Here is a 25,361-nt window from a genome sequence, read left to right as displayed (position 1 = left end):
GATAGCTCCTTAATTGGTCGAGGTTGACTCGCCCGGTAACACGGCGCTGGCGGTCTGCCCTGCGCCACCCTGCGGTGCAGACTGAAGCGGGTGCGCATCAAAATACTTACGCAGGCCTTTGTAAATCGCTTCGGCAATCTGCTGCTGGTAGTTGTCGCTGGCCAGCAGGCGCTCTTCACCGTTATTACTGATAAAGCCTGTTTCCACCAGAATGGACGGAATATCCGGCGAGCGCAGCACGCCCAGGCTGGCATGTTCCGGGCGGCGCTTATGCAGGGAACCCACGCTTTGCAGCTGGCTCAGGACGTTAGTCGCCACATCATACCCGACGCGCTGGGAATGGCCGAACTGTAAATCCAGCACCGCCTGGCTCAGGTAGGGATCTGACTGGCTGTTCGCCAGCACGTCACCTGCCCCGCCTAACAGCTCGGACTGCTTTTCATGTTCTTCAAGCCAGTTTGCCATTTCGCTGTTGGCGCGGCGGTTGGAGAGCACCCATACGGATGCCCCCGTCGCATTGCGGTTGGGGGCCGCATCGGCATGTACAGAGACCAGGAAATTAGCATTCTGCTGGCGCGCCACGTCAGAGCGCCCCATAACAGAGATGAAATAGTCGCCGTCGCGGGTCAGAACCCCTTTAAACATGGGGTCGTCGTTCAGCAGTGTTCGAAGTTTACGGGCAATAGCGATGGTCACATTTTTCTCACGCGTACCGCCCGGCCCGATTGCGCCAGGATCTTGTCCGCCATGTCCGGCATCGATGGCGATAATAACCTTTTCGCCGTTCGAGGGACGCGCCTGCGCCGCCGGGCGTGTCACCGTGTTGCTGCTGGTAACGCTGGTCATACGATCGCTGCCGGATTTAAACGGATTTCGTGCCGGCTCCGAGGGGCGCGGCGCAGCGACAGGCTGCTCTACCCGCTTTACCACTGCTGGTGGTGGCGGCGGCGGCGGCGCATCGGCGTTGATAGTAAACACCACCAGGTAGTTCGCTCCGTTTTGTTGCTTCACCGCCCGGGTCTTGCCGTTTTGCGTTAAATCGACCACCAGCCGCAGAGACTGGGCGTCTTTCGGCGTACCGGAACGGATACTGCGCACCAGGTTGTTACCGCTGAACTGTAGCGGTAGCCCCCTGATGACGCCGGTCTGTTTGATATCCAGCGCGACGCTGCGTTTATCGTCCTGCGAAAACGCATATTCAGGATCGCCCATAAAGCTGAAGGTGATCCGGGCCTGATTGTCTCCATTGGAAACCTGAATATCTGACAACGTTGCCGCCCCGGCCTGCGCACAAAACAGCACCGTAGCCGCTATCAACCAATTTTTAACGCGATTAATCATCCCGTTATCTCTTAACTTAACCGGCTAAGCGCGCCAGTATCGAATTTCCTGATGTGGAGACAGCAGTAACGCGGGCCTCACGCCCTTGCGCCTGATACTCCAGGTGAATTTCAACATCGGGTTCAGGTAAAACACCGGAACCCTGCTGCGGCCATTCGACCAGGCAAATGGCATCGTTGGCGAAATAGTCACGGATCCCCATAAATTCCAGCTCTTCAGGGTCTGCCAGGCGATAGAGATCGAAGTGGTATACCATCAGGTTTTCCAGGGTGTAAGGCTCAACCAGCGTATAGGTCGGGCTTTTCACATTCCCCTGATGCCCCAGCGCCTGTAAAAAGCCCCGGCTAAAGGTGGTTTTACCCGCGCCAAGATCGCCATACAAATAGATGACTGTTGCGCCCTCACAAGCCTGCGCCACACGCTGGCCGAGATCTAAAGTTGCTTGTTCGTCGGGTAAAGGGATCACGCGATTAATCATTTTCTACGTCAATTATTTTCGGGTTAACGACACGCCGCAGCGTGTCAAAAAGATCGGTTGCCAGCATGCCGCGCGTGCCATAGTGTTCAGCAAGCCGATCGGCGGCTGCACCATGCGCGACGCAGCCTGCGCAGGCGGCATCATAAAGCGCCAGTTTTTGTCCAAGCAACGCGCCGATAATACCGGAAAGCACGTCGCCCATTCCGCCACTCGCCATGCCGGCATTGCCGACATCCACGATGCCTGCCATGCCGCTCTCGCTGGCGACGACAGTACCGGCGCCTTTAAGAACCACAACACCACCGTAACGTTTTACCAGACGTTGGGCAGAATGTAAGCGATCGCTTTCAATTTCTGCAACGCTGCAGTTAAGCAGCCGCGCGGCCTCGCCGGGATGCGGCGTCAGGATGCGATTGTGACGTTTATCCGGTTTGATTGCCAGCAGGTTCAGTGCGTCAGCATCCCACAGCATCGCATGCCGAAAATTCTCAACCTTACGTAATGCCTCTTTTCCCCAGGGCTCTTGCCCAAGACCCGGACCAATCACCACCACATCGGCCCACTGCAGACTGTCGTCCAGGGACTTCGGCGTCAGTTCATGCGTCATTAACTCAGGCCGGGCGGTAACAATCGGCGCAATATTTTCGCTACGCGTCAGCACGCGCACCAGTCCGGCCCCCGTACGTAAGGCCGCTTCGCCGGTCATGCGAATGGCGCCTGCGGTGCCGTGATCACCGCCGATGATCACAAGCCGGCCATGATCGCCCTTATGGGATGTTGGGCGGCGTGGAGGAAACCACTGCGCCAGATGAGAAGCATCAAAGCGGGTAATCTCCGTCTCCTGCCCGGCGAGCCAGCCTTCCAGCCCAAGAGCGTTGTGGTGCAATACCCCGACTACATCGCGCGCTTTACCCGTCAGCAAGCCGGGCTTTAAGGCAATGAACGTCACCGTATGGTCGGCATGGATAACCGCGCCAGGCGTGGTGCCCGTCCGGGCAACCAGCCCGGAGGGTATATCCAGCGCAACGATGGGTGCCGCATGCTGATTAGCATGGGCGATCAAAGCTGCGGCTTCATCACGGGGAGCGCTACGCAAGCCGGTCCCCAGCAGCCCATCGACAATCAGGTCAACCCCTTCTGGCCAGGCGGTATCCGCAGCGTGGATAACCCCCGCCGCATCCAGCCAGGCTTGCCGCGCATTTGTTGCTTCCTCCGGAAGCGGTTTTTCGCTCTCCAGGGCCAGCAGCGTGACGGTAATACCCGCGGCAAGCGCCAGGCGAGCAACCACGTAGCCATCACCGCCGTTATTACCATGGCCACACAGGATCAGCCAGTGGCGGGTTTGCGGGTAAGCTGCGCGGGCAACGGTGAAGGCCGCCTCACCCGCGCGCTGCATTAGTTCATAAAGGGTTATGCCGAGACTGTCTGCTGCCTCTTTTTCGGCTCGCCGCAGGTCATCCGCGGCCCAGACAGAGTGTGGTATACTTGCGGGGTTTTTCTTCACAGTATGGTCCGTCATGTCACAGCCCCTCGATCTCAATCAGTTAGCGCAAAACATTAAGCAATGGGGCGCTGAGCTTGGTTTTCAACACGTGGGTATCACCGATACCGATCTCTCCGCCAGCGAGCCAAAACTGCAGGCATGGCTCGATAATCAATATCACGGCGAGATGGAGTGGATGGCGCGCCACGGCATGATGCGTGCCCGACCGCATGAACTGTTGCCGGGAACCCTGCGCGTGATCAGCGTGCGTATGAACTACCTTCCCACCGGAGCCGCTTTTGCCAGTACGCTGAAGAACCCCTCACTGGGATATGTCAGCCGTTATGCTCTGGGGCGTGACTATCATAAATTATTGCGTAACCGACTCAAAAAGCTTGGGGAAAAGATTCAGGAGCAGTGCGCCACGCTGAATTTTAGACCTTTTGTCGATTCTGCGCCTGTTCTTGAGCGCCCGCTGGCAGAAAAAGCCGGGCTTGGCTGGACAGGTAAGCACTCACTTATCCTTAGCCGTGACGCCGGGTCCTTCTTCTTCCTTGGGGAGCTGCTGGTTGATATCCCGTTACCGGTGGATAAGCCGGTCGAAGAAGGCTGTGGTCGATGCGTGGCCTGTATGACTATCTGCCCCACCGGTGCCATTGTCGAGCCTTATACCGTTGATGCCCGCCGCTGTATCTCCTACCTGACCATTGAACTGGAAGGAGCAATCCCGGAAGAGTTTCGTCCGTTAATCGGCAATCGCATTTATGGCTGTGATGATTGCCAGCTGATCTGTCCGTGGAATCGTTATTCACAGTTAACGGAAGAGGACGACTTCAGTCCCCGCAAGGCGTTGCATGCTCCGCCGCTTATTGAACTGTTTGCCTGGAGCGAAGCCTGGTTCCTGAAAGTGACAGAAGGTTCGGCGATTCGCCGCATCGGTCACCTGCGCTGGCTGCGTAATATCGCCGTTGCGCTGGGAAATGCTCCCTGGGATGAAGCCAATATCACGGCGCTGGAAAGTCGCCGAGGTGAGCACCCACTTCTCGATGAACACATCGAGTGGGCGGTTGCGCAGCAAATAGCCAGGCGAAACGCCTGCGTGGTGGAAGTGCAATTACCGCAGAAAAACAGGCTGGTGCGGGTGATCGAAAAAGGGCTCCCGCGCGATGCATGATGTTTCCACAGCCTGTGAATAAAAATTAAAAGCCAGAGAGAGTCTGGTTCAGGCTATTGGTCAAGTGATCGAGCTAACATTTTGAAATGAAATTTTATCTATAAATTTCAATAGATTACAATGTTATTATTCATCAGGCGAAGTTTTGCGACTTTCGTTAAAAAGAGATTAACCTGTGGATAAGTCTGTTAAGAAGAGTTTGTCAGAAATGAAATAAATCGTCCCTGGCGGGGCTTTCCGCTGTGGATATCTGAAGGAGGAGAAAAATTTGGAGCGGGAAACGAGACTCGAACTCGCGACCCCGACCTTGGCAAGGTCGTGCTCTACCAACTGAGCTATTCCCGCTTGGGTGGTGTTACTTCTTTGCTAACAAATTTTGGAGCGGGAAACGAGACTCGAACTCGCGACCCCGACCTTGGCAAGGTCGTGCTCTACCAACTGAGCTATTCCCGCTTGGGTGGTGCTACTTCTCAGCGAACAAATTCTGGAGCGGGAAACGAGACTCGAACTCGCGACCCCGACCTTGGCAAGGTCGTGCTCTACCAACTGAGCTATTCCCGCAAATTTATTGCTGTCGTAACGGTTAATTCTCTGTCGTTACGGGAGGCGCATTATACGAGAAAACTTTCCTCCTGCAACCCCCCTAAAAGCGTTTTTTTATAAATTCAGTTCAAGTGCTGCAATATTCATCACATTGCGCACATTTAAAGCGTTATACCCCGGCAGGCGCAGCGTTGCCGGGAATACGACTTATAAATTAATAAAGTGTTCGCGGTAATACGCCAGCTCTGCCACCGACTCACGGATATCGTCCATGGCCTGGTGGGTGCCCTGCTTCTTAAAACCATCAAGTATTTCTGGTTTCCAGCGGCGCGCCAGCTCCTTCAGGGTGCTGACATCAAGATAACGGTAGTGGAAATAGGCCTCCAGCTCCGGCATGTACTTAAACAGGAAACGGCGATCCTGGCCGATGCTGTTGCCACAGATCGGTGATTTGCCTTGCGGGACCCACTGCTTCAGAAATGCGATAGTCGCAAGCTCAGCTTCGCGATCGTCCAGGGTACTGGCTTTAACGCGATCCACCAGCCCGCTGCCGGTGTGGGTGCGCACGTTCCAGTCATCCATCAGCGCCAGCTGGGCGTCGGCCTGATGCACGGCAATGGTTGGCCCTTCCGCCAGAATATTCAGGTTCGCATCGGTCACCAGCGTGGCGATCTCAATAATGCGATCGCGCTCGGGATCAAGCCCGGTCATCTCCAGATCGATCCAAATCAGATTGTTTTCATCTGCACTCATGTTATTTTCCACCCTTCTCGCATAACCGGCCGTGGCAGGTTAACTAGTATTAATTAGTGTGTATCATAGAGGTTTTGCCCAATATGGGCGACCAGGAGCCAGCACGATTGAGTAAAAATAAACTCTCCAAAGGGCAGCAGCGCCGCGTTAAAGCGAATCATCAGCGCCGCCTTAAAACCACTTCGGAGAAGGTCGACTACGACGACAACCTGTTTGGTGAGCCCGCGGAAGGCATCGTGATTAGCCGCTTCGGTATGCATGCCGATGTGGAGTCTGCCGATGGCGTCGTTCACCGCTGCAATATTCGCCGCACCATCCGCTCGCTGGTGACCGGTGACCGCGTGGTATGGCGTCCCGGTAAGGCCGCGGCTGAAGGCGTAACGGTGAAAGGCATCGTCGAAGCCGTGCATGAGCGCTCGTCGGTCTTAACCCGCCCCGACTTCTACGACGGCGTAAAACCCATTGCCGCCAATATCGATCAGATCGTGATTGTCTCAGCCATTCTGCCCGAACTGTCGCTGAACATTATCGACCGTTATCTCGTCGCGTGCGAAACCCTGCAGGTTGAGCCGCTGATCGTCCTGAACAAAATTGACTTGCTCGACGAGGAAGGCACCGCATTCGTCAACGAGCAAATGGACATTTATCGCCAGATTGGTTATCGCGTGCTGATGGTCTCAAGCCGCACGCAGGATGGCCTGAAGCCGCTTGAAGAAGCGTTGACCGATCGCATCAGCATTTTCGCTGGCCAGTCCGGGGTGGGCAAATCCAGTCTGCTGAATAATTTGCTCGGCTTGCCACAGGAGATCCTGACCAACGATGTCTCCGACACCTCGGGTCTGGGGCAGCATACGACTACCGCCTCACGCCTCTATCACTTCCCGCACGGCGGCGATGTGATCGACTCCCCAGGGGTGCGTGAGTTTGGTCTGTGGCACCTTGAGCCGGAACAAATCTTCAACGGCTTTGTCGAATTTCACGACTACTTAGGCGCGTGTAAATATCGCGACTGTAAACATGACAACGACCCGGGCTGCGCCATTCGTGAAGCGGTCGAAAACGGTGAAATTGCGGAAACCCGTTTTGAAAACTATCACCGCATTCTCGAAAGCATGGCTCAGGTAAAAACGCGTAAAAGCTTTTCTGAATCTGATGACTGACAACTAAGCTAAGCGTCGCTAAAATCGTCCCCTTTTTTCAGGTTCCGGCTGTTTAACGGCCGGATCAGGAACGACAAAACAATGGCCTGGAGGCTACCTTGTTAAACTCATTTAAACTTTCGCTTCAATATATTCTGCCGAAACTGTGGCTCACTCGCCTGGCGGGCTGGGGCGCGAGCAAACGAGCGGGCTGGCTGACAAAGCTGGTAATCGATCTGTTCGTGAAATATTACAAGGTCGATATGCAAGAAGCGCAGAAGCCGGATACGGCCAGCTACCGCACCTTCAATGATTTCTTTGTGCGCCCACTGCGCGATGAAGTGCGTCCGCTGAATACTGACCCGAACGTGCTGGTGATGCCCGCCGACGGCGTCATCAGCCAGCTGGGCGCTATCGAAAACGATAAGATTTTGCAGGCCAAAGGCCACAACTACAGCCTTGAAGCCCTGCTGGCTGGTAACTACCTGATGGCAGATCTGTTCCGCAACGGTACTTTTGCCACCACCTATCTGTCCCCGCGCGACTACCACCGTGTGCATATGCCGTGCAATGGCATCCTGCGGGAGATGATCTACGTGCCGGGCGATCTGTTCTCGGTTAACCACCTGACCGCACAAAACGTACCGAACCTGTTCGCCCGTAACGAGCGCGTTATTTGCCTGTTCGACACTGAGTTTGGCCCGATGGCGCAAATTCTGGTGGGTGCAACCATTGTCGGCAGCATTGAAACGGTCTGGGCTGGCACCATTACGCCGCCGCGTGAAGGGGTGATTAAACGCTGGACCTGGCCTGCGGGTGAAAGCGAAGGTTCCATAGCACTACTGAAAGGACAGGAGATGGGCCGCTTTAAGCTCGGCTCTACCGTTATCAATCTGTTTGCACCGGGTAAAGTGAAGCTGGCAGAGCAGCTCGAAAGCCTGTCAGTCACCAAACTCGGCCAGCCGCTGGCCGTTTCGACGGAGCCCTTCGTGACAACGGATGCAGAGCCTGCCCCGCTGTCAGAAGAAGAGATCGCCGCCGAACTCGAAGCCAGCCCACTGGTTGACGACAAAAAAGACGCAAGCTAAGCAAAAGGTAACTGACGTGCGCCTGATTATCACTTTTCTGATGGCCTGGTGCCTCAGTATGGGGGCGTACGCAGCGACGGCCCCTGATACCAAACAAATCACGCAAGAACTGGAGCAGGCAAAGGCGGCAAAACCCGCCCAGCCGGAAACCGTAGAGGCGCTCCAGGCTGCGCTGAACGCCCTTGAGGAGCGGAAAGGCTCCCTTGAGCGTGCCACGCAGTATCAACAAGTTATCGATAACTTCCCCAAGCTTTCACAAACCCTGCGCACGCAGCTGAGCGATATTCGTGAAGAGCCGCGTCAGGTACCCGCGGGCCTGACCTCTGACGCCCTTAGCCAGGAGATCCTGCAGGTCAGCAGCCAGTTGCTGGAAAAAACGCGCCTGGCGCAGCAGGAGCAGGAACGCGCACGTGATATCGCCGACTCGCTGAGCCAACTGCCGCAGCAGCAAACCGATGCCCGCCGTCAGCTAAATGAGGTTGAACGTCGGGCCGGGGCGCAAACCGGCAATACGCCCCTTAATCAGGCACAGAATCTTGGTATACAGGCGGAATCCGCCAGGCTAAAAGCGCTGGTGGACGAGCTGGAACTGGCGCAACTCTCGGCCAACAATCGTCAGGAGCTGGCGCGTATGCGCTCTGAACTGGCGAAAAAGCAGGGCGAGCAGCTTGATGCTTATCTCCAGGCGCTGCGCAATCAGCTGAACAGTCAGCGCCAGCGCGAAGCTGAACGGGCGCTGGAAAGCACCGAGCTGCTGGCGGAAAATAGCGAAAACCTGCCGGCCGGCATCATTGAACAGTTCAAGGTCAACCGTGAACTTTCGGCCGCGCTCAACCAGCAGGCGCAGCGTATGGATCTGGTGGCCTCCCAGCAACGTCAGGCGACCAATCAAACCCTGCAGGTGCGCCAGGCGCTAAATACTCTGCGCGAACAGTCCCAGTGGCTGGGCTCATCGAATTTGCTGGGCGAAGCCCTGCGCGCTCAGGTAGCCCGTCTGCCTGAAATGCCCAAGCCGCAGCAGCTCGACACTGAAATGGCGCAGCTGCGCGTCCAGCGTCTGCGCTTTGAAGATCAGCTGAACAAGCAGCCGCAGCTGCGTCAGATCCACCAGCCGGACGGCAAACCACTAACCGCCGAGCAAAACCGGATCCTGGAAGCCCAGCTGAGAACCCAGCGCGAGCTGTTGAACTCCCTGTTGCAGGGTGGCGATACGCTGCTGCTCGAGCTGACCAAACTGAAAGTGTCTAACAGCCAGCTGGAAGATGCGTTAAAAGAGGTCAACGAGGCCACGCACCGCTATCTGTTCTGGACTTCGGACGTGCGGCCGGTCTCCTTCTCGTGGCCGATTGATATCGTTCAGGATCTGCGGCGTTTGATTTCGCTGGATACCTTCAGCCAGCTCGGCAAAGCCAGCATTATGATGCTCACCAGCAAGGAGACGATCTTCCCGTTGCTGGGGGCGCTTATTCTGGTCGGGTTCAGCATTTACTCGCGCCGCCACTTTACCCGCTTTCTTGACCGCTCCAGCGCGCGCGTCGGCAAAGTAACGCAGGATCATTTCTGGCTCACGCTGCGCACGGTCTTCTGGTCGATTCTGGTCGCCTCACCGCTGCCGGTACTGTGGATGACGCTGGGCTACGGCCTGCGCGAAGCCTGGCCTTATCCGTTGGCGGTCGCCATTGGCGCCGGGGTGACGGCCACCGTGCCGCTGCTGTGGGTGGTGATGATCTGCGCCACCTTTGCCCGACCAAATGGGCTGTTTGTCGCGCACTTTGGCTGGCCGCGTAATCGCGTGGCGCGGGCCATGCGCTACTACCTGATGAGCATCGGGCTTATCGTGCCGCTGATTATGGCGCTGATCATGTTTGATAACCTCAACGATCGCGAATTCTCCGGCTCGCTGGGTCGCCTGTGCTTTATGCTGATTTGCGGTGCGCTGGCGGTGGTGACGCTGAGCCTGAAAAAGGCTGGGATCCCGCTCTATCTCGATAAAGAGGGCAGCGGCGATAACATGGTTAACCGCATGCTGTGGAATTTGCTGCTCAGCGCCCCGCTGGCGGCCATTCTCGCAGCGGCCGTTGGCTATCTGGCTACGGCCCAGGCGCTGCTGGCGCGTCTCGAAACCTCAGTGGCAATCTGGTTCTTGCTGCTGGTGGTCTATCACATTATTCGCCGCTGGATGCTGATCCAGCGCCGTCGCCTGGCCTTCGACCGGGCAAAGAACCGCCGCGCCGAAATTCTCGCTCAGCGTGCGCGCGGTGAGGAAGAACCACCTCACATGCTCAGCACCGAAGGAGCAATAGAGGTCGATGAAACCGAGCTGGATCTGGATGCTATCAGTACCCAGTCATTACGCCTGGTGCGATCCATTCTGATGCTGATTGCGCTGCTGTCCGTTATCGTTCTGTGGTCTGAAATTCACTCGGCGTTTGGCTTCCTGGAGAACATCACCCTCTGGGATGTGACCTCGACGGTACAGGGTGTGGAGAGCCTGGAGCCAATTACGCTCGGGGCGGTGCTGATTGCCATTCTGGTATTCATCATCACCACCCAGCTGATCCGTAACTTCCCGGCGCTACTGGAGCTGGCCCTGTTGCAGCATCTTGATTTAACCCCGGGGACCGGATACGCGATTACCACCATTACTAAATACCTGCTGATGCTGTTTGGCGGGCTGGTGGGCTTCTCAATGATCGGGATTGAGTGGTCGAAGCTGCAGTGGCTGGTTGCCGCATTGGGTGTCGGACTCGGGTTTGGATTACAGGAGATCTTCGCCAACTTTATCTCTGGCCTGATTATCCTGTTTGAGAAGCCGATCCGTATTGGCGATACCGTGACGATCCGCGATCTGACCGGGAGTATTTCCAAGATCAACACCCGAGCCACAACCATTAGTGACTGGGACCGTAAAGAGATCATTGTCCCCAACAAGGCCTTTATTACCGAACAGTTTATCAACTGGTCGCTGTCGGATTCCGTAACGCGCGTGGTACTGACCGTGCCGGCGCCGTCAGATGCCAACAGTGAAGAGGTGACGCAAATTCTCTATACGGCGGCCGAGCGCTGCTCACTGGTCATCAGCACGCCAGAGCCGGAAGTGTTCCTTGTGGATTTACAGCAGGGGATCCAGATTTTCGAGTTGCGTATTTACGCGGCGGAGATGGGCCATCGTATGCCGCTGCGCCACGAAATCCACCAGCTGATTCTGGCAGGCTTCCGTGAACACGGTATTGATATGCCGTTCCCACCGTTCCAGATGCGTCTGGAAACGCTGGACGGGCGTAAAACGGGAAGAACGTTAACGTCGGCGGCGAAAACGCGCCCGGCAGGAAGTTTGTAATTAACAAATACCGGTCATGTACAAATCCCTTTGCCAAGGAATAATGATTGACAGGAATTTATAAATCTATTTTTTATTTTCAACAATTAAAATAAAGAGAGAGTTTTTTCCGTTTTGGCTCATCTTTATAGCAGGTATAAAAATAAGCGTTGAGGCTGAACGGGCAACTTATCAGCTGCCCGTTCAGAAATCAGGCGCGATCTACCGTAAACGCAATCACATCGCCCAGCTGTTCCGCGCCCAGCGCCAGCATCACCAGACGATCGACACCCAGCGCCACGCCGGAGCAGTCCGGCAGGCCGGCTTTTAATGCACCAAGTAAATTATGGTCGATGGGCTGTTGTGGCAGGCCGCGGGCGGCACGCTTGCGGTTATCCTGATCGAAACGTTGCTGCTGTTCGCGGGCGTCGGTCAACTCATGGAAACCATTCGCCAGTTCAATACCTTTAAAGTAAACCTCGAAGCGCTCCGCCACGCGGTGATCTTCCGTGCTGATCTGCGCCAGTGACGCCTGGCTTGCCGGGAAGTGATAGACGAAGGTCGGGCGATCTTTACCAATCTGCGGCTCAACGCCAAAGGTAAAGAGCATCGTCAGCAGCGTGTCGCGATCCTCTTCGGCATCGGCAATATTGCTGAGATCCAGCTTTGCTGCCGCTTCACGCAGTTGCGTTTTGTCAGCAGAGAGCGGATCAATCTCCAGATGACGCTGGAAAGCTTGCTGATACGAGAGCGTTTCGGCTTCCGGACACTCCAGCACCTGCTGCAGCAGATCGTCCACCTCGTTCATCAGGCGATACATATCATAATGTGGGCGGTACCACTCCAGCATGGTGAATTCCGGATTGTGGTGACGCCCCATCTCTTCATTGCGGAAACTGCGGCACAGCTGATACACCGGACCACATCCCGCCGCTAACAGGCGCTTCATGTGGTATTCCGGGCTGGTCATCAGGTAGAGATTCATCCCCTGGGAGTGGCCAGGCCCAACAAAACGGGTTTCAAACGGCACCAGATGAATATCCGTCACCGTCGCCTGACTCATGCAGGGCGTTTCCACCTCCAGCACTCCGCGATCGGCAAAGAAGCGGCGGATCTCCGCCATAATTGCTGCGCGTTTTAACAGATTGGGGATGGATGCGCTCGGCTGCCAGGTGGCCGTTTCGCTCATGAGAATTTCTCCGATTTCAGACAAGGGGACGAAGTCTACTCGTAACCCATGACAGAGACAAATTTTGCCCAGTGAATTTTGGGGTTTTTATAACTTCCAATAATTACGTGATGCAATTCATCAATTGCAATGATAAATCGGGGGAAATAACCGCAAAAAAATCGAACACGTCAAATTTCCCTTCATTCCCTACGGCTATACTGCGTTACCCATAAAGGAGCAGTGGAATCGCTTTCGCATTTGCCCCCGGGGCTTGCACTACCTCAGGGTAGTCGCGATGCGAAAAATCAAAAATCTGGAGGAATGTCGTGCATACCTTTCAAGCCGATCTTGCCATTATTGGCGCTGGCGGAGCGGGATTACGCGCAGCAATAGCTGCAGCCCAGGCTAATCCGAACGCTAAAATCGCCCTGATTTCAAAAGTATACCCAATGCGCAGCCATACGGTCGCCGCTGAGGGCGGATCCGCCGCCGTCGCGCAGGATCATGACAGCTTTGATTATCACTTCCACGACACGGTGGCCGGGGGCGACTGGCTATGCGAACAGGATGTCGTTGATTATTTCGTTCATCATTGCCCGACGGAAATGACCCAGCTGGAGCAGTGGGGTTGTCCGTGGAGCCGCCGGGATGACGGCAGCGTCAACGTACGTCGCTTTGGCGGAATGAAAATTGAGCGTACCTGGTTTGCCGCCGATAAGACTGGCTTCCATATGCTCCATACCCTGTTCCAGACGTCACTTCAGTTCCCCCAGATCCAACGCTTCGACGAACACTTCGTCCTCGATATCCTTGTTGATGACGGCCAGGCTCGCGGCCTGGTGGCGATGAACATGATGGAAGGCACCCTGGTGCAGATCCGCGCCAATGCCGTGGTGATGGCAACTGGCGGAGCCGGACGCGTCTACCGCTACAATACGAATGGCGGCATTGTGACCGGCGACGGGATGGGTATGGCGCTGCAACACGGCGTTCCGCTGCGCGATATGGAGTTCGTCCAGTATCACCCTACCGGCCTGCCGGGCTCCGGGATCCTGATGACCGAAGGCTGCCGCGGCGAAGGCGGTATTCTGGTCAATAAAAACGGTTATCGCTATCTGCAGGATTACGGCATGGGCCCGGAAACGCCGCTGGGTGAGCCGAAGAACAAATATATGGAGCTTGGCCCGCGCGATAAAGTGTCTCAGGCTTTCTGGCACGAGTGGCGCAAAGGCAACACCATTCCTGGGCCACGTGGCGATGTGGTCTACCTCGATCTGCGCCACCTGGGTGAGAAAAAACTGCTGGAACGTCTGCCGTTCATCTGTGAGCTGTCGAAAGCCTATGTTGGCGTCGACCCGGTTAAAGACCCGATCCCGGTACGTCCAACCGCGCACTACACCATGGGCGGCATTGAAACCGATCGGCAGTGTGAAACCCGAATTCAGGGACTCTTTGCGGTGGGCGAATGTTCTTCCGTTGGCCTGCACGGGGCTAACCGCCTGGGGTCAAACTCGCTGGCTGAACTGGTGGTGTTTGGCCGTCTGGCGGGCGAACAGGCCATGGCGCGTGCCGCGACGGCCGGAAACGTAAACAGCGCCGCTCTCGATGCGCAAACCGCCGATATCGAGCAGCGCCTGAAAAAGCTGGTTAATCAGGAAGGCAGTGAGAACTGGGCGAAGATCCGCGATGAAATGGGGCTTTCCATGGAAGAAGGCTGCGGGATTTACCGTACGCCGGAGCTGATGCAGAAGACCATCGATAAGCTGGCGGAGCTGCAGGAGCGCTTCAAACGCGTGCGGGTGACCGACACCTCCAGCGTGTTCAACACCGACCTGCTCTACACCATTGAGCTTGGCCACGGTCTGAATGTTGCCGAATGTATGGCGCATTCCGCCATGGCGCGGAAAGAGTCACGCGGTGCACATCAGCGTCTGGACGAAGGTTGTACGGAGCGTGACGACGTCAACTTCCTCAAGCATACCCTCGCTTATCGCGACGCAGACGGCTCTACCCGTCTGGACTATAGCGACGTGAAAATCACCACGCTGCCACCAGCGAAACGCGTTTACGGTGCAGAAGCGGAAGCAGCCGATAAGAAGGAGACGGCGAATGGCTGAAATGCAAACCCTGAAAGTCGAAGTGGTACGCTACAACCCGGAAGTGGACAGCGCGCCGCACAGTGCTTTCTATGAAGTTCCTTATGATGAACAGACCTCCCTGCTGGATGCGCTGGGCTACATCAAAGACAATCTGGCGCCGGACCTGAGCTACCGCTGGTCCTGCCGGATGGCAATTTGCGGCTCCTGCGGCATGATGGTCAACAAAGTACCTAAACTGGCCTGCAAAACCTTCCTGCGCGAATACCCGAAGGGGCTAAAAGTCGAAGCCCTGGCGAACTTCCCGATTGAGCGCGATCTGGTGGTCGACATGACCCACTTTATCGAAAGCCTTGAAGCCATTAAGCCGTACATCATTGGAAACCCGCGTACGCCGGATCAGGGGCCTAACAGACAGACTCCGGCGCAGATGGCCAAATATCACCAGTTCTCCGGCTGCATTAACTGCGGCTTGTGCTATGCCGCCTGCCCGCAGTTTGGTCTGAACCCAGAGTTTATCGGGCCGGCGGCCATTACGCTGGCACATCGCTACAACGAAGACAGCCGCGATCGCGGTAAAAAAGAACGTATGGCGCAGCTGAATAGTCAGAACGGCGTCTGGACCTGTACCTTTGTCGGCTACTGCTCGGAAGTCTGTCCGAAGCATGTCGATCCGGCCGCCGCGATCCAACAGGGTAAAGTAGAAAGTTCAAAAGACTTTCTTATCGCCACCCTGAAACCACGCTAAGGAGTGCATGATGACGACTAAACGCAAAGCCTATGTACGGCCGATGCCATCTACCTGGTGGAAAAATCTGCCGTTTTATCGCTTCTATATGCTGCGTGAAGGTACGGCAGTGCCAGCGGTATGGTTCAGTATTGAGCTGATGTACGGCCTGTTTGCTCTTAAACACGGCCCGGAAACCTGGGCCGGTTTTGTCGGGTTCCTGCAGAACCCGATTGTGGTGATCCTGAATATTATCGTGCTGGCGGCGGCACTCTTACATACTAAAACCTGGTTTGAACTGGCGCCAAAAGCAGCAAATATCATCGTTAAAAATGAAAAACTGGGACCAGAGCCAATCATTAAAGGGCTCTGGGCGGTGACTGCGGTAGTAACCGTGGTGATACTTGGCGTAGCCCTGTTCTGGTAAGGAGACCACCGTGATTAATCCAAATCCAAAACGTTCTGATGAGCCCGTCTTTTGGGGTCTCTTTGGCGCTGGCGGCATGTGGTGCGCTATTATCGCGCCGGTCATTATTCTGTTGGTGGGCATTATGCTGCCGCTGGGACTCTATCCTGGCGATGCGCTGAGCTACGAGCGGGTGCTGGCTTTTGCCCATAGCTTTATTGGCCGGATCTTCATCTTCCTGATGATTGTCCTGCCGCTATGGTGTGGTCTGCACCGTATTCACCACGCCATGCATGATCTGAAAATCCACGTTCCTAACGGTAAATGGGTGTTCTACGGCCTGGCGGCCATTCTGAGCGTGGTTACGCTGGTAGCTGTCGTCTTTATGTGATGCCGCTCCGCTCTCCCACCCGTGGGTGGGAGAGCAAAATTCCTGACAGGTTCTACACTTAACAAAAATCCTGTAAGGGACGCTGCTATGCGCATCCTGCCTGTTATTGCCGTCGTTGCCGCTGCATTTCTGGTTGTTGCCTGTAGCTCTCCCACGCCGCCCCGGGGCGTTACCGTCGTCAGCCCCTTCGATGCCCAGCGATTTATGGGCACCTGGTATGAGATTGCCCGCTTTGATCATCGTTTTGAGCGTGGTCTGCAAAAAGTGACTGCTCACTACAGCCTGATGAGCGACGGCGGCATTCAGATTATCAACCGGGGCTATAACCCCGAACGCGATATGTGGCAAAAAGTGACAGGGAAAGCGTACTTTACCGGCGCGTCTGACACCGGCGCGCTGAAAGTCTCCTTCATTGGCCCCTTTTATGGCGGCTATAACGTGATTGCGCTGGATAACGATTATCAGCATGCGCTGGTGTGCGGGCCAGATCGCGACTACCTGTGGATACTCGCTCGCACACCAACGATTTCAGATGAAATAAAACAAAAGCTAATCGATTCTGCAACCCGTCAGGGATTTGATGTCGGTAAGCTCATCTGGGTTGAACAGCCCCATTAATGGGTGCTGAGCTTCAGCCCGATGATACCGGCAACAATCAGTGCGAGGCTGGCAATACGCGCCAGGCTCGCAGACTCGCCCAGCAACAGAATGCCGGTAATGGCCGCGCCTACTGCACCAATTCCCGTCCACACAGCATAAGCCGTTCCCACCGGAAGCGAACGCATAGCCCACGAGAGCAGCACAATACTCACAATCATGGCGGTAACGGTAATCACACTGGGGGTGAGGCGCGTAAACCCGTGCGTATATTTCAGGCCGATGGCCCATACGACTTCGAGTAAACCGGCAATAAAAAGAATAATCCAGGACATAGAGGCTCCTTAACGTAAATAACAGTCTGGGGCCGTCCCCGATGAGAGAAACGCTTACAGGTCGTCCTGCAAGGTGAATGAATTTCATATTGTGAAGAGCATGAATTCATTTTTCAACTCGTTTGTTTCGTGTGATTGAAGGCAAGAAATAGACGCATTTCGCAGCGAAATTCCGCCATTTATGACTCATCCGACTTCTTTATGATGGAACACTTCCTGATATCAGGAAGCGACTACACTTTGCCGATTGCGAAACAAAAATGTTTAAAATTCTTTTGATTGACCGGTGTCATTACACCCGTATGGGCCTGGAAATGTGGATCAATCATTCAGGGCTGTTCTCTTCACCTGTGATGGTGACGGGCCTTAACAATCTCTTTCTTGCCCGGGAGCATATCCTGCAGTGGAAACCGACGCTGGTGATTGCGGACCTGCAGGGATTCACAACGGATAGTCACCACGTTCATCAGCTCTCCTCCCTGATGAGCGCCAGTAAAACCGTGCCTTTTATTATGCTCCATTCTGAGGAATCCCCTGAAATGTCGTCATTTATGGGCACCTTTCCCTTGTGGGCATCGCTGGATAAAACAACCCCGCTTGATGAGCTGTCGAAGGTAATTAATGAAGCGTTAGCCTCGCAGGAGGTCAGCCAGCCAGCATCTGTCGCAACATCGTTGCTTACGCGTCAGGAAGAGAAAGTGTTGACGCTATGGATGGAGGGAGCCAGCAATCAGAAGATTGCCACTAAACTGAGTATTCACGGAAAGACGGTTTACACCTACAAGCGCAATATTCGAATGAAACTGCATATGGATACGCGATATTCGCCGTTCCTGTCGCTCTCGTAAAGAAAACTGAGGGTACGGCGATTCGATATTCAGCACCGTACCGCCCAAAATTACGCCTGTGCTTTAGTTCTGTGCTTTAGTTGCTGCGCCAGAGATTGCGCTGCCGCCTTGAGAGATATCCTCACCAACACCACGAGTGGTATTACAGGCGGTTAAAACTGATGAAAGCACCAGGACAGAAAAGATCGCTACACATGTTTTCTTAAGCATAATGTCTTCCTTTTTTAGGCAAAGTTATTGTGTACAGCAACATAAGCATAGCCAGGATCCCGGCGAGTGACGGAAAAGGAACTATTTTTAGGAAAACTAGAGAGTATCAGGAGGCAGCGTGAGAAATCGCATTACCCAGGCTTTTGATATCTTCCCCGACGCCGCGAGCCGTGTTGCAGCCGGAAAGCAGAGTGCTGGCGATAACCATCAACAATATAATTTTGAGTGTTCGCAGCATCGTCCATGATCCTTCTTTAAGGATAAGGCGCAGCAGATTGCTGCGCCCTGCATCCCGGAATGAATTACTTCACGCGAGAAACGTATTCGCCAGAGCGGGTATCTACTTTGATGACTTCGCCAGTCTGTACGAACAGTGGAACTTTAACCACTGCACCGGTAGAGAGCTTGGCTGGCTTGCCGCCAGTACCTGCGGTATCGCCTTTCAGACCTGGATCGGTTTCAACGATTTCCAGCTCAACGAAGTTTGGTGGGGTTACAGCGATAGGCTGGCCGTTCCACAGGGTCACGATGCACTCCGCCTGATCCAGCAGCCATTTAGCGCTGTCACCAACGGCTTTCTCGTCAGCTGACAGCTGCTCGAAAGTAGAATTGTTCATGAAGTGGTAGAATTCACCGTCGTTGTAGAGGTAGGTCAGGTTCATATCAACAACGTCTGCGCCTTCAGCGGAGTCGGTGGATTTGAATGTTTTCTCTACACGGGTACCGGTCAGCAGGCGGCGCAGCTTAACGCGTGCGAATGCCTGGCCTTTACCTGGTTTAACGAATTCGCTGGCTTCAACCGCGTACGGTTCGCCGTCCATCATGATTTTAAGACCGGCACGAAAATCGTTGCTATAGTAAGTCGCCATAAGGCCCTCTGAAATTGTTAACTGGTAGCTAAGCCACAAAATGGCGCATATTGTAACCCTAAATACCCCGTCCAGAGAAGATTGGTTATCGCAACTTGCTGATGTAATCACCAGTCCCGATGAACTGCTGCGTCTGTTAGAGCTGGATGCTAACGAGCATCTTCGCGCCGGGCGTGAAGCGAAACGTCTGTTCCCACTTCGCGTTCCCCGAGCTTTTGTGGCGCGTATGGAAAAAGGAAATCCAGACGATCCTCTTCTAAAACAAGTGCTTACCAACCAGGATGAGTTTCTTTCCGCGCCCGGTTTTAGCACCGACCCGCTTGAGGAACAAAATAGCGTTGTCCCGGGCTTGCTGCATAAATATCGCAATCGTGCGCTGCTGCTGGTTAAAGGCGGCTGCGCGGTAAATTGCCGCTATTGCTTCCGGCGCCATTTTCCCTATGCGGATAACCAGGGCAATAAGCGCAACTGGCAAGTGGCACTCGATTACGTTGCTTCCCATCCAGAACTGGATGAGATCATCTTTTCCGGCGGTGATCCCCTGATGGCGAAGGATCACGAGCTGGACTGGTTAATTACGCAGCTGGAAGCAATTCCCCACATGAAGCGGTTACGCATTCATAGCCGTTTACCGATTGTCATTCCGGCACGCATCACTACAGAACTGACCGATCGGCTGGGTCGTTCGCCGTTGCAGATCCTGTTAGTGAACCACATAAATCATGCCAATGAGATCGACGACAGCTTCCGCCACGCGATGTCTCAGCTGCGCCAGGCCGGGGTAACGTTGCTTAACCAGAGCGTACTGCTGCGCGGCGTAAACGATAATGCTCATGCGCTTGCCCGGCTGAGCAATGCTTTATTCGACGCTGGCGTTATGCCCTACTATATTCATGTGCTTGATCGAGTGCAGGGTGCTGCGCATTTTATGGTGAGCGACGACGAAGCCCGGGCGATTGTGCGTGAGCTATTAACGCTGGTATCAGGTTATATGGTACCAAAGCTGGCGCGTGAGATAGGCGGGGAGCCAAGTAAGACGCCACTGGATTTGGGATTGAAGCAACGCTAAGCATACTTGCCTGACTTAATACGTACAGGCAAGCTATCTCTTTGTTTATCTGATGTTAGTTGCCAATCGTAAAAAGGGCGATTTCCAGCACAATCAAAAAAATAACCAGTAATACAAGCCAGCGCGCGACTTTCAACAAGCTCTCCGAAGATGCTGGGTTAATATTGGTTACCTGATTGCCCGTCGTATCGCTCAATGATGAGGATGTCGCCTTTGTTGGATGTGCAGCCACTGACGAGGCGCCAACAGCAGTTAATGCGTCTCTTGTTACATCTTCATAGGGTTGCAAAATCGTATTCGGCGCGAGTGTAAATCCCTTACGACGTACGGTAATAATGATGTCTTCTGTGAGTCCACTGTTCTTTAACGATTTGCGTAATAAAGAAATGTTCTGATAAAACGTATTTTGTGAAACCACAATGCCACGAGCTAACCAGACCTGCTCCAGAAAGTCATCCCTTGATACCACCTCATTTTTTTGTTCAATTAAAAGTTGTAAACAGCGTGAAGTCGGTGCATTGAGTACAACGACTTCACCGACACTGTTAATCGGCTTTAACTCAAATGAATCAGCATCAAAAATTATTTCGTTATTTATGATAAATTGATTGAATGTCATTTTATGAATTTCCTTATTCGCTTAGACAGTTAAAGATCACAGTCTATCCGAGACTGCATGAAGAACACACTTCAGCTTATAAATAGCGTACGCATAAAAATAAAATTTCTTTGGCATGAAGACTAACACAGTCGATTACAATTTAGAAAATTTCTTAGCAGAACTGAAAAAGCAGCTCAGGATCAATGAAACCCTTCAATTTAATCTTAAATGATAATATATTCACACTTAAAGCATTACTTGAAAAGATGATGCAATCATAATCATTTCACTGTTACCTCACAGTAACCATTTTCTGTAACTGAACCTCGTAATTACTTGAGAAATATGGAGATTAACTTCCAATTCACTCATGGTTTCATCATCTCTATCCTTGAAGCAAGGATGCACTATTAACGGGACCAAACCCGGCAATACCCGATATGCACGCAGACTATTTGACCACATATAAATTTTATGAAAACAACAGAATAAGCAATAAATATTGATAATAATATACATGTAAAATAACTCACCACCAAATACTATAATCCCAACAAATATAATCCCCACCGAAAAAAAGCGTGATATTTATTTCAAAAAAAATTCACATGCGGCTCCTGATGAAAGCGAATAGATTACTCCTCGCCTCAGTACGCCGGGCCCGCCTATATCAGCCGGGCTAGTACGTCAAGTTTGATACTGGCCTGCCCCCAATCGGCAAAGCCGCGTATAAGAGGGAGAAAAATAGAATCGCCAGATAACCAAGGAAATTCTATTTAATACAGAAATGGTTATTCGTAAAACATGGATTAAGTAAATGAAAAAAAATATTATTGCTGTTATGGTTGCTGCTGCTGCAGTTCTGAGCGCTCAGGCTTTCGCTGCAGGTAACACTGCTCAAATCGTTATTCACGGTACCGTAACTGATACTGATGAGTCCTGTAATATCACCCCGTATGGCTCCATCACTGGTGGCACAGTTGTGCTGGACGATATTAAAGTGTCTGCATTAGAAGCTTTGGATGTTAATACCCCGTCCCTGGCTTCTGCTAAAGACATCACTTACAAAGTTACTGATTGTAAAAAAGACGGTAAAGATTTCGCTGGTAACCTGAGCGTTAACGTTTCAGGTGAATATATTTCTGGTACTCCAGATATTCTGAGCAACCAGGCTGCAAACCCGGCTAAGAATGCTGGCCTGGCTTTGATCAACAGCGATTCAACTCGCGTTCAGTTTGATGGCAGCAAGCCTAAAACTGTTGCATATGCTTCAGATACACCAACTCTGCTGACATACAAAGCTGCGTACGTTAAAACCGCTGCTGGCGTTGAAGCAGGTGAAGTAAAAGGTGTTGCAACCTTTACTATCACTTACTAATACCTTTACGGAGTCTGCCTCTGGCAGGCTCCGTTTTTTTAATTCAGGGAATGAATTATGCGTAAGACGATGTGTCAGCTTATTGCTTTAGCCACGCTGGCAATGTGCAATATTGCTAATAGTGGTGTCGTAATTGAGTCAACGCGTTATCTCTATAAAGAAGGGAATCGCGAAATTAGTGCCCAAATGGAAAATAAGGACGATAGTCCTTTTCTCATGAAATCATGGATTGAGGCAGCCGATGGTGAGAATAACTCATATTTCATGGTCACTCCTCCACTTTTCCGTCTGGAAGCCAAACAGAAAAATACTGTGCGTATTTTTCCAAACGCTTACATCTCCAAAGCACCAAAAGATCGTGACAGCGTTTATTTTTTCAATGTGATGTCTATTCCGCCTACGGATAACAGCATTGAAAGTGATAATAAACTGCAACTTGCTGTTCGTCATCGAATGCGGCTTATCTATCGCCCTAAAGCTATCCAGAATCTAAATATCGATACTGAAGCTAATAAACTTGAGTGGCGAAAAACACAAAATAAATTAGCAGTAAAAAACCCCACACCTTTCTTTATCTATTTTAAATCCGTTCTGATTAACGGGAAAGAATTGAAAGAGACTGTTGCTCATATCGATCCATTTACAACGAAAGAAGTGGCGCTCCCGACAGGCACTGATGGTCATCAGATTACCTGGAAAGTTGCTACTGAAAATGGTGGATCAGGATCAACACATACATCATCGCTTTGATGATGATTGTTTTCAGACCAACCAGGGTGAAAATATGTCTGCATCTATAAAAAAATGGGATAGCTTTCTTGCTGTAGTATCTTCAAAATTTTCCGTACTGGTGCCAGCTATAATTGTTGGTCTCTGTAACGAAGCATCGGCTCGTGACTTTTTTGACCCTGCATTCATTAGCTCAGTTGGTCAAAAAAATACCTCTGCGATACCTGATCTCACTATCTTTTCCTCCAGAGATGCACAGTCTCCGGGGGAGTATCGTGTTGAAATATTGCTGAACAGCGATTACAAAGAAATAGCAACCATCTTGTTTGTTGAAAAAAAAGTTAACAATGATCAAGGGAAAACTGTACTTGTACCTTGCTTAAGTCTTGAAAGACTTAAACGTTACGGGTTACGCATAAGCGCTTTCCCTGGTCTTAAAGAAGATATTACAGGTTGTACTAATACAGATATTATTCCTGATTTTAAAAGTGAGTTCAACTTTAATAAACAACAACTTTCAATTTCAATCCCGCAAGCGGCACTGGACAATACCGCGCAGGGTTACATTCCTGCCGAAGAATTTGATGAAGGGATCAATGCCTTATTCGCTAATTATCAATTCAATGGCAGTAAAGATTTCCAGATTGAAAACGAAAATTACGGACTTAATCTTCAGTCAGGCCTGAATGTCGGGGCATGGCGTTTACGAAATTTGAGCACTTGGAATAAAACCAATACTGATAATGGGAAATGGGATTCAGTCTATCTCTATGCTCAACGCAACATAGTTCCCTTGAACAGTACGCTTGTTGTGGGTGAAAGTTCTTCGCTATCCAGCATTTTTGACAGCGTTCCGTTTACTGGCGTTCAGCTTGCGACCGATGTCGATATGCTACCAGATAGCCTGCGCGGCTATGCTCCGGTTGTACGAGGTATCGCCAAAACAAATGCCCGTGTAGTAATAAAACAGAACGGCTATCAAATTTATCAGGCATTTGTCGCGCCTGGAGCATTTGAAATTACGGATATCTATGCCACAGGCGGTAATGGCGATCTCTATGTCACTATAGAAGAGTCTGATGGTACGAAACAGAATTACATCGTGCCTTATGCTTCACTGCCCTTGATGCTTCGTCAGGGACAGACTGAGTATGAGATTACCAGCGGTAAATACCGTTCGTACAATAATAATACGGATGAAACACCTTTTACCCAGGCTACGATAAGTCGTGGTGTACTTAGTAATATGACGCTTTATAGCGGTTTGCAGGCTGCTTCTAAGTACCAGGCTCTGGCTTTCGGCATTGGACATAATCTCGGCAGTCTCGGAGCGCTTTCCGCAGACATCACGCAGGCATGGTCCAAAATCAAAAATGAGGGTAAAAAATCAGGCCAGTCATGGCGTTTACGTTACGGTAAAAACATTCTCGAAACCGGCACAAATATAACTGTTGCGGGTTATCGTTATTCAACGAAGGGGTTTAATACACTCACTGACGTCCTTGAATCTTATAATAATGACGTTGGCACTTATTCTCCTCGTTCGTTACGTAACAGAACGAATCTGACCGTCAATCAAAACATTGGTGACGGACTTGGCAGCATCTCAGTCTCAGCTCTCTTCGAAGATTACTGGGATAGCAAACGCCGTAATAAATCGCTAAGCATCGGCTACAACGGTGGTTGGGGTCGGATTAACTACTACTTAGGCTACAACTACAGTCGTTATACATGGAAAAACAGTAACTCAGATCGCGCTAAGGAAGATGATCATCTGTTCTCACTGAGCATCTCGGTACCTCTCAGCCAGTGGTTACCTAATGCTTACGCGTCCTATCAGGTCAACAATAGTAATCCAGGCTCTACTGAACATTACGTCTCGTTAAGCGGGGTTGCCCTTGAAAACAATAATCTCGACTGGAACGTGCAGCAAGGATATAGCAACAGAGACAGTACAAGCGGCGGTGTGTACGGTACCTATCGTGGCTCACAAGGAACCGCTACTGGTAATTACAGCTATAACAAGCATAGCCAGTTGATTAATTACGGGCTAAGCGGCTCTATTATGGCTCACGCCGATGGAATTACGCTCGGCCAGGAAATGTCAGACACAGCGGGCCTGATTAAAGCACCAGGGCTGAGCGGCGTACGTATAGAGAATGATCAAACAATCGAAACGGATTATCGCGGTTATGCCATTTATCCTTACTTGAGTCCTTACCGCCGCAATACGCTAACACTGGATAGCACAACTCTGGGTGATGAGATGGAACTACCTGAAACCAGTAAAAAATCGGTTCCAACGCGGGGTGCTATTACACGTCTTAATTTTAAAGGGAATATTGGCCGCCGCGCATTTATTAAGTTGCTAACTTCGAATGGCAATGCTGTTCCATTTGGTGCCACTGTTGTACCTGCATCAAAACTGGATGCGCCTGCGAGTATTGTGAGCGACGGGGGAATGGTTTATCTGTCAGGCTTGCAAGATAGTGGAGAACTTGCCGTTCAGTGGGGAAAAAATTCCGATCAGCAATGTAAGGCAACATATAACCTGTCCGATACAAACGAACAATTACGCCAGACAACAGCCGTATGCCGCTAAAAGGATAACGGGGC

Annotated in this window: 24 protein-coding genes and 3 tRNA genes; 14 read left to right on the top strand and 13 right to left on the bottom strand. The window is 52.2% G+C overall.

The window, feature by feature from the left end; genetic code table 11:
- Nucleotides 1–9: 9 nt before the first annotated feature.
- The 3 genes from amiB to nnr are packed head-to-tail and all read right to left on the bottom strand — an operon-like array spanning nucleotide 10 to nucleotide 3,338.
- Complete coding sequence (amiB, locus tag MXM41_RS11695) at nucleotides 10–1,341, bottom strand: N-acetylmuramoyl-L-alanine amidase AmiB (protein WP_325932091.1); 1,332 nt, start codon at nucleotides 1,339–1,341, stop codon at nucleotides 10–12.
- A gap of 16 nt (nucleotides 1,342–1,357) precedes the next feature.
- Nucleotides 1,358–1,819 carry a tRNA (adenosine(37)-N6)-threonylcarbamoyltransferase complex ATPase subunit type 1 TsaE gene (tsaE, locus tag MXM41_RS11690; RefSeq protein WP_325932090.1) on the bottom strand — a complete coding sequence of 154 codons (462 nt, stop codon included), beginning with the start codon at nucleotides 1,817–1,819 and terminating at the stop codon, nucleotides 1,358–1,360.
- The gene (gene nnr / locus MXM41_RS11685) at nucleotides 1,812–3,338 is read right to left on the bottom strand and encodes a bifunctional ADP-dependent NAD(P)H-hydrate dehydratase/NAD(P)H-hydrate epimerase (RefSeq protein WP_325932088.1); all 1,527 of its coding nucleotides are present in this window, start codon (nucleotides 3,336–3,338) and stop codon (nucleotides 1,812–1,814) included. The genes tsaE and nnr overlap by 8 nt, the downstream gene beginning before the upstream one ends.
- Here nnr and queG point away from each other — a divergent pair.
- Nucleotides 3,337–4,476: a tRNA epoxyqueuosine(34) reductase QueG gene (gene queG, locus MXM41_RS11680; protein ID WP_325932087.1), complete on the top strand. Its 1,140-nt coding sequence runs from the start codon at nucleotides 3,337–3,339 to the stop codon at nucleotides 4,474–4,476. The genes nnr and queG overlap by 2 nt on opposite strands.
- A gap of 269 nt (nucleotides 4,477–4,745) precedes the next feature.
- On the opposite strand, the gene MXM41_RS11675 is transcribed toward queG, so the two are convergent.
- The 4 genes from MXM41_RS11675 to orn all read right to left on the bottom strand — a co-directional run bounded on the left by MXM41_RS11675 (nucleotide 4,746) and on the right by orn (nucleotide 5,772).
- Nucleotides 4,746–4,821: transfer RNA gene (locus MXM41_RS11675), tRNA-Gly, on the bottom strand.
- Nucleotides 4,822–4,853: 32 nt separating this feature from the next.
- Nucleotides 4,854–4,929 (bottom strand) — tRNA-Gly (locus MXM41_RS11670).
- Between the two features lie 32 nt (nucleotides 4,930–4,961).
- Nucleotides 4,962–5,037: transfer RNA gene (locus MXM41_RS11665), tRNA-Gly, on the bottom strand.
- Between the two features lie 189 nt (nucleotides 5,038–5,226).
- Nucleotides 5,227–5,772, bottom strand: a complete 546-nt coding sequence (gene orn, locus MXM41_RS11660) for an oligoribonuclease (RefSeq protein ID WP_325932086.1) — start codon at nucleotides 5,770–5,772, stop codon at nucleotides 5,227–5,229.
- 107 nt (nucleotides 5,773–5,879) lie between these two features.
- Here orn and rsgA point away from each other — a divergent pair, with 107 nt between their 5' ends.
- The 3 genes from rsgA (at nucleotide 5,880) to mscM (ending at nucleotide 11,339) form a co-directional block, all read left to right on the top strand.
- On the top strand, nucleotides 5,880–6,932 hold the full coding sequence (gene rsgA, locus MXM41_RS11655) for a small ribosomal subunit biogenesis GTPase RsgA (RefSeq protein WP_325932085.1): 1,053 nt from the start codon (nucleotides 5,880–5,882) through the stop codon (nucleotides 6,930–6,932).
- 98 nt (nucleotides 6,933–7,030) lie between these two features.
- The gene (gene asd, locus MXM41_RS11650) at nucleotides 7,031–7,999 is read left to right on the top strand and encodes an archaetidylserine decarboxylase (protein WP_325932084.1); all 969 of its coding nucleotides are present in this window, start codon (nucleotides 7,031–7,033) and stop codon (nucleotides 7,997–7,999) included.
- 16 nt (nucleotides 8,000–8,015) lie between these two features.
- Nucleotides 8,016–11,339 carry a miniconductance mechanosensitive channel MscM gene (gene mscM, locus MXM41_RS11645; protein WP_325932082.1) on the top strand — a complete coding sequence of 1,108 codons (3,324 nt, stop codon included), beginning with the start codon at nucleotides 8,016–8,018 and terminating at the stop codon, nucleotides 11,337–11,339.
- Between the two features lie 190 nt (nucleotides 11,340–11,529).
- Here mscM and epmA read toward each other — a convergent pair whose 3' ends face one another.
- A complete protein-coding gene (gene epmA, locus MXM41_RS11640) occupies nucleotides 11,530–12,507 on the bottom strand; it encodes an elongation factor P--(R)-beta-lysine ligase (protein WP_325932081.1) in 978 nt (325 codons plus the stop codon).
- Between the two features lie 308 nt (nucleotides 12,508–12,815).
- Here epmA and frdA point away from each other — a divergent pair, with 308 nt between their 5' ends.
- The 5 genes from frdA (at nucleotide 12,816) to blc (ending at nucleotide 16,727) form a co-directional block, all read left to right on the top strand.
- Entirely contained in the window at nucleotides 12,816–14,606 is a 1,791-nt protein-coding gene (gene frdA, locus MXM41_RS11635) for a fumarate reductase (quinol) flavoprotein subunit (protein WP_325932080.1), read from the top strand.
- Complete coding sequence (locus MXM41_RS11630) at nucleotides 14,599–15,333, top strand: succinate dehydrogenase/fumarate reductase iron-sulfur subunit (protein ID WP_325932079.1); 735 nt, start codon at nucleotides 14,599–14,601, stop codon at nucleotides 15,331–15,333. The genes frdA and MXM41_RS11630 overlap by 8 nt, the downstream gene beginning before the upstream one ends.
- Nucleotides 15,334–15,343: 10 nt before the next feature.
- Nucleotides 15,344–15,739: a fumarate reductase subunit FrdC gene (gene frdC, locus MXM41_RS11625; RefSeq protein WP_106994030.1), complete on the top strand. Its 396-nt coding sequence runs from the start codon at nucleotides 15,344–15,346 to the stop codon at nucleotides 15,737–15,739.
- 10 nt (nucleotides 15,740–15,749) lie between these two features.
- Entirely contained in the window at nucleotides 15,750–16,109 is a 360-nt protein-coding gene (gene frdD, locus MXM41_RS11620; RefSeq protein ID WP_325932077.1) for a fumarate reductase subunit FrdD, read from the top strand.
- An 87-nt stretch (nucleotides 16,110–16,196) separates the two neighbouring features.
- Complete coding sequence (gene blc / locus MXM41_RS11615) at nucleotides 16,197–16,727, top strand: outer membrane lipoprotein Blc (protein ID WP_325932076.1); 531 nt, start codon at nucleotides 16,197–16,199, stop codon at nucleotides 16,725–16,727.
- On the opposite strand, the gene sugE is transcribed toward blc, so the two are convergent.
- Complete coding sequence (sugE, locus tag MXM41_RS11610; RefSeq protein WP_006178944.1) at nucleotides 16,724–17,041, bottom strand: quaternary ammonium compound efflux SMR transporter SugE; 318 nt, start codon at nucleotides 17,039–17,041, stop codon at nucleotides 16,724–16,726. The two genes, blc and sugE, sit on opposite strands and share 4 nt — an antisense overlap.
- Nucleotides 17,042–17,301: 260 nt before the next feature.
- On the opposite strand from sugE, the gene MXM41_RS11605 reads away from it, so the two are divergent.
- Complete coding sequence (locus MXM41_RS11605) at nucleotides 17,302–17,889, top strand: LuxR C-terminal-related transcriptional regulator (RefSeq protein ID WP_325932075.1); 588 nt, start codon at nucleotides 17,302–17,304, stop codon at nucleotides 17,887–17,889.
- 63 nt (nucleotides 17,890–17,952) lie between these two features.
- Here the strand turns inward: MXM41_RS11605 and ecnB are convergent, their stop codons facing one another.
- From ecnB to efp, 3 genes are all read right to left on the bottom strand, one after another.
- Entirely contained in the window at nucleotides 17,953–18,099 is a 147-nt protein-coding gene (gene ecnB / locus MXM41_RS11600; RefSeq protein WP_250587252.1) for a lipoprotein toxin entericidin B, read from the bottom strand.
- Between the two features lie 106 nt (nucleotides 18,100–18,205).
- Nucleotides 18,206–18,307: an entericidin A/B family lipoprotein gene (locus MXM41_RS11595; protein WP_418936787.1), complete on the bottom strand. Its 102-nt coding sequence runs from the start codon at nucleotides 18,305–18,307 to the stop codon at nucleotides 18,206–18,208.
- Between the two features lie 94 nt (nucleotides 18,308–18,401).
- The gene (gene efp / locus MXM41_RS11590; RefSeq protein ID WP_010427766.1) at nucleotides 18,402–18,968 is read right to left on the bottom strand and encodes an elongation factor P; all 567 of its coding nucleotides are present in this window, start codon (nucleotides 18,966–18,968) and stop codon (nucleotides 18,402–18,404) included.
- A gap of 40 nt (nucleotides 18,969–19,008) precedes the next feature.
- On the opposite strand from efp, the gene epmB reads away from it, so the two are divergent.
- Nucleotides 19,009–20,037 (top strand): EF-P beta-lysylation protein EpmB, encoded by a 1,029-nt coding sequence (epmB, locus tag MXM41_RS11585; protein ID WP_325932071.1) that lies wholly within the window; start codon nucleotides 19,009–19,011, stop codon nucleotides 20,035–20,037.
- 55 nt (nucleotides 20,038–20,092) lie between these two features.
- On the opposite strand, the gene MXM41_RS11580 is transcribed toward epmB, so the two are convergent.
- Nucleotides 20,093–20,656, bottom strand: a complete 564-nt coding sequence (locus tag MXM41_RS11580; RefSeq protein WP_325932070.1) for a winged helix-turn-helix domain-containing protein — start codon at nucleotides 20,654–20,656, stop codon at nucleotides 20,093–20,095.
- Nucleotides 20,657–21,455: 799 nt separating this feature from the next.
- Here MXM41_RS11580 and MXM41_RS11575 point away from each other — a divergent pair.
- Genes MXM41_RS11575 through MXM41_RS11565 form a run of 3 tightly spaced genes read left to right on the top strand, consistent with a single transcriptional unit; the run spans nucleotide 21,456 to nucleotide 25,347 of the window.
- A complete protein-coding gene (locus tag MXM41_RS11575) occupies nucleotides 21,456–22,016 on the top strand; it encodes a fimbrial protein (protein ID WP_325932069.1) in 561 nt (186 codons plus the stop codon).
- Nucleotides 22,017–22,073: 57 nt separating this feature from the next.
- Nucleotides 22,074–22,766: a molecular chaperone gene (locus MXM41_RS11570; protein WP_325932068.1), complete on the top strand. Its 693-nt coding sequence runs from the start codon at nucleotides 22,074–22,076 to the stop codon at nucleotides 22,764–22,766.
- Nucleotides 22,767–22,800: 34 nt separating this feature from the next.
- A complete protein-coding gene (locus MXM41_RS11565) occupies nucleotides 22,801–25,347 on the top strand; it encodes a fimbria/pilus outer membrane usher protein (protein ID WP_418936786.1) in 2,547 nt (848 codons plus the stop codon).
- Nucleotides 25,348–25,361: the final 14 nt, after the last annotated feature.

Source organism: Leclercia adecarboxylata (assembly GCF_035787115.1).
GTDB classification, from domain to species: Bacteria; Pseudomonadota; Gammaproteobacteria; order Enterobacterales; family Enterobacteriaceae; genus Enterobacter; species Enterobacter adecarboxylatus_E.
This window is presented reverse-complemented; position numbering and strand designations above follow the sequence as displayed.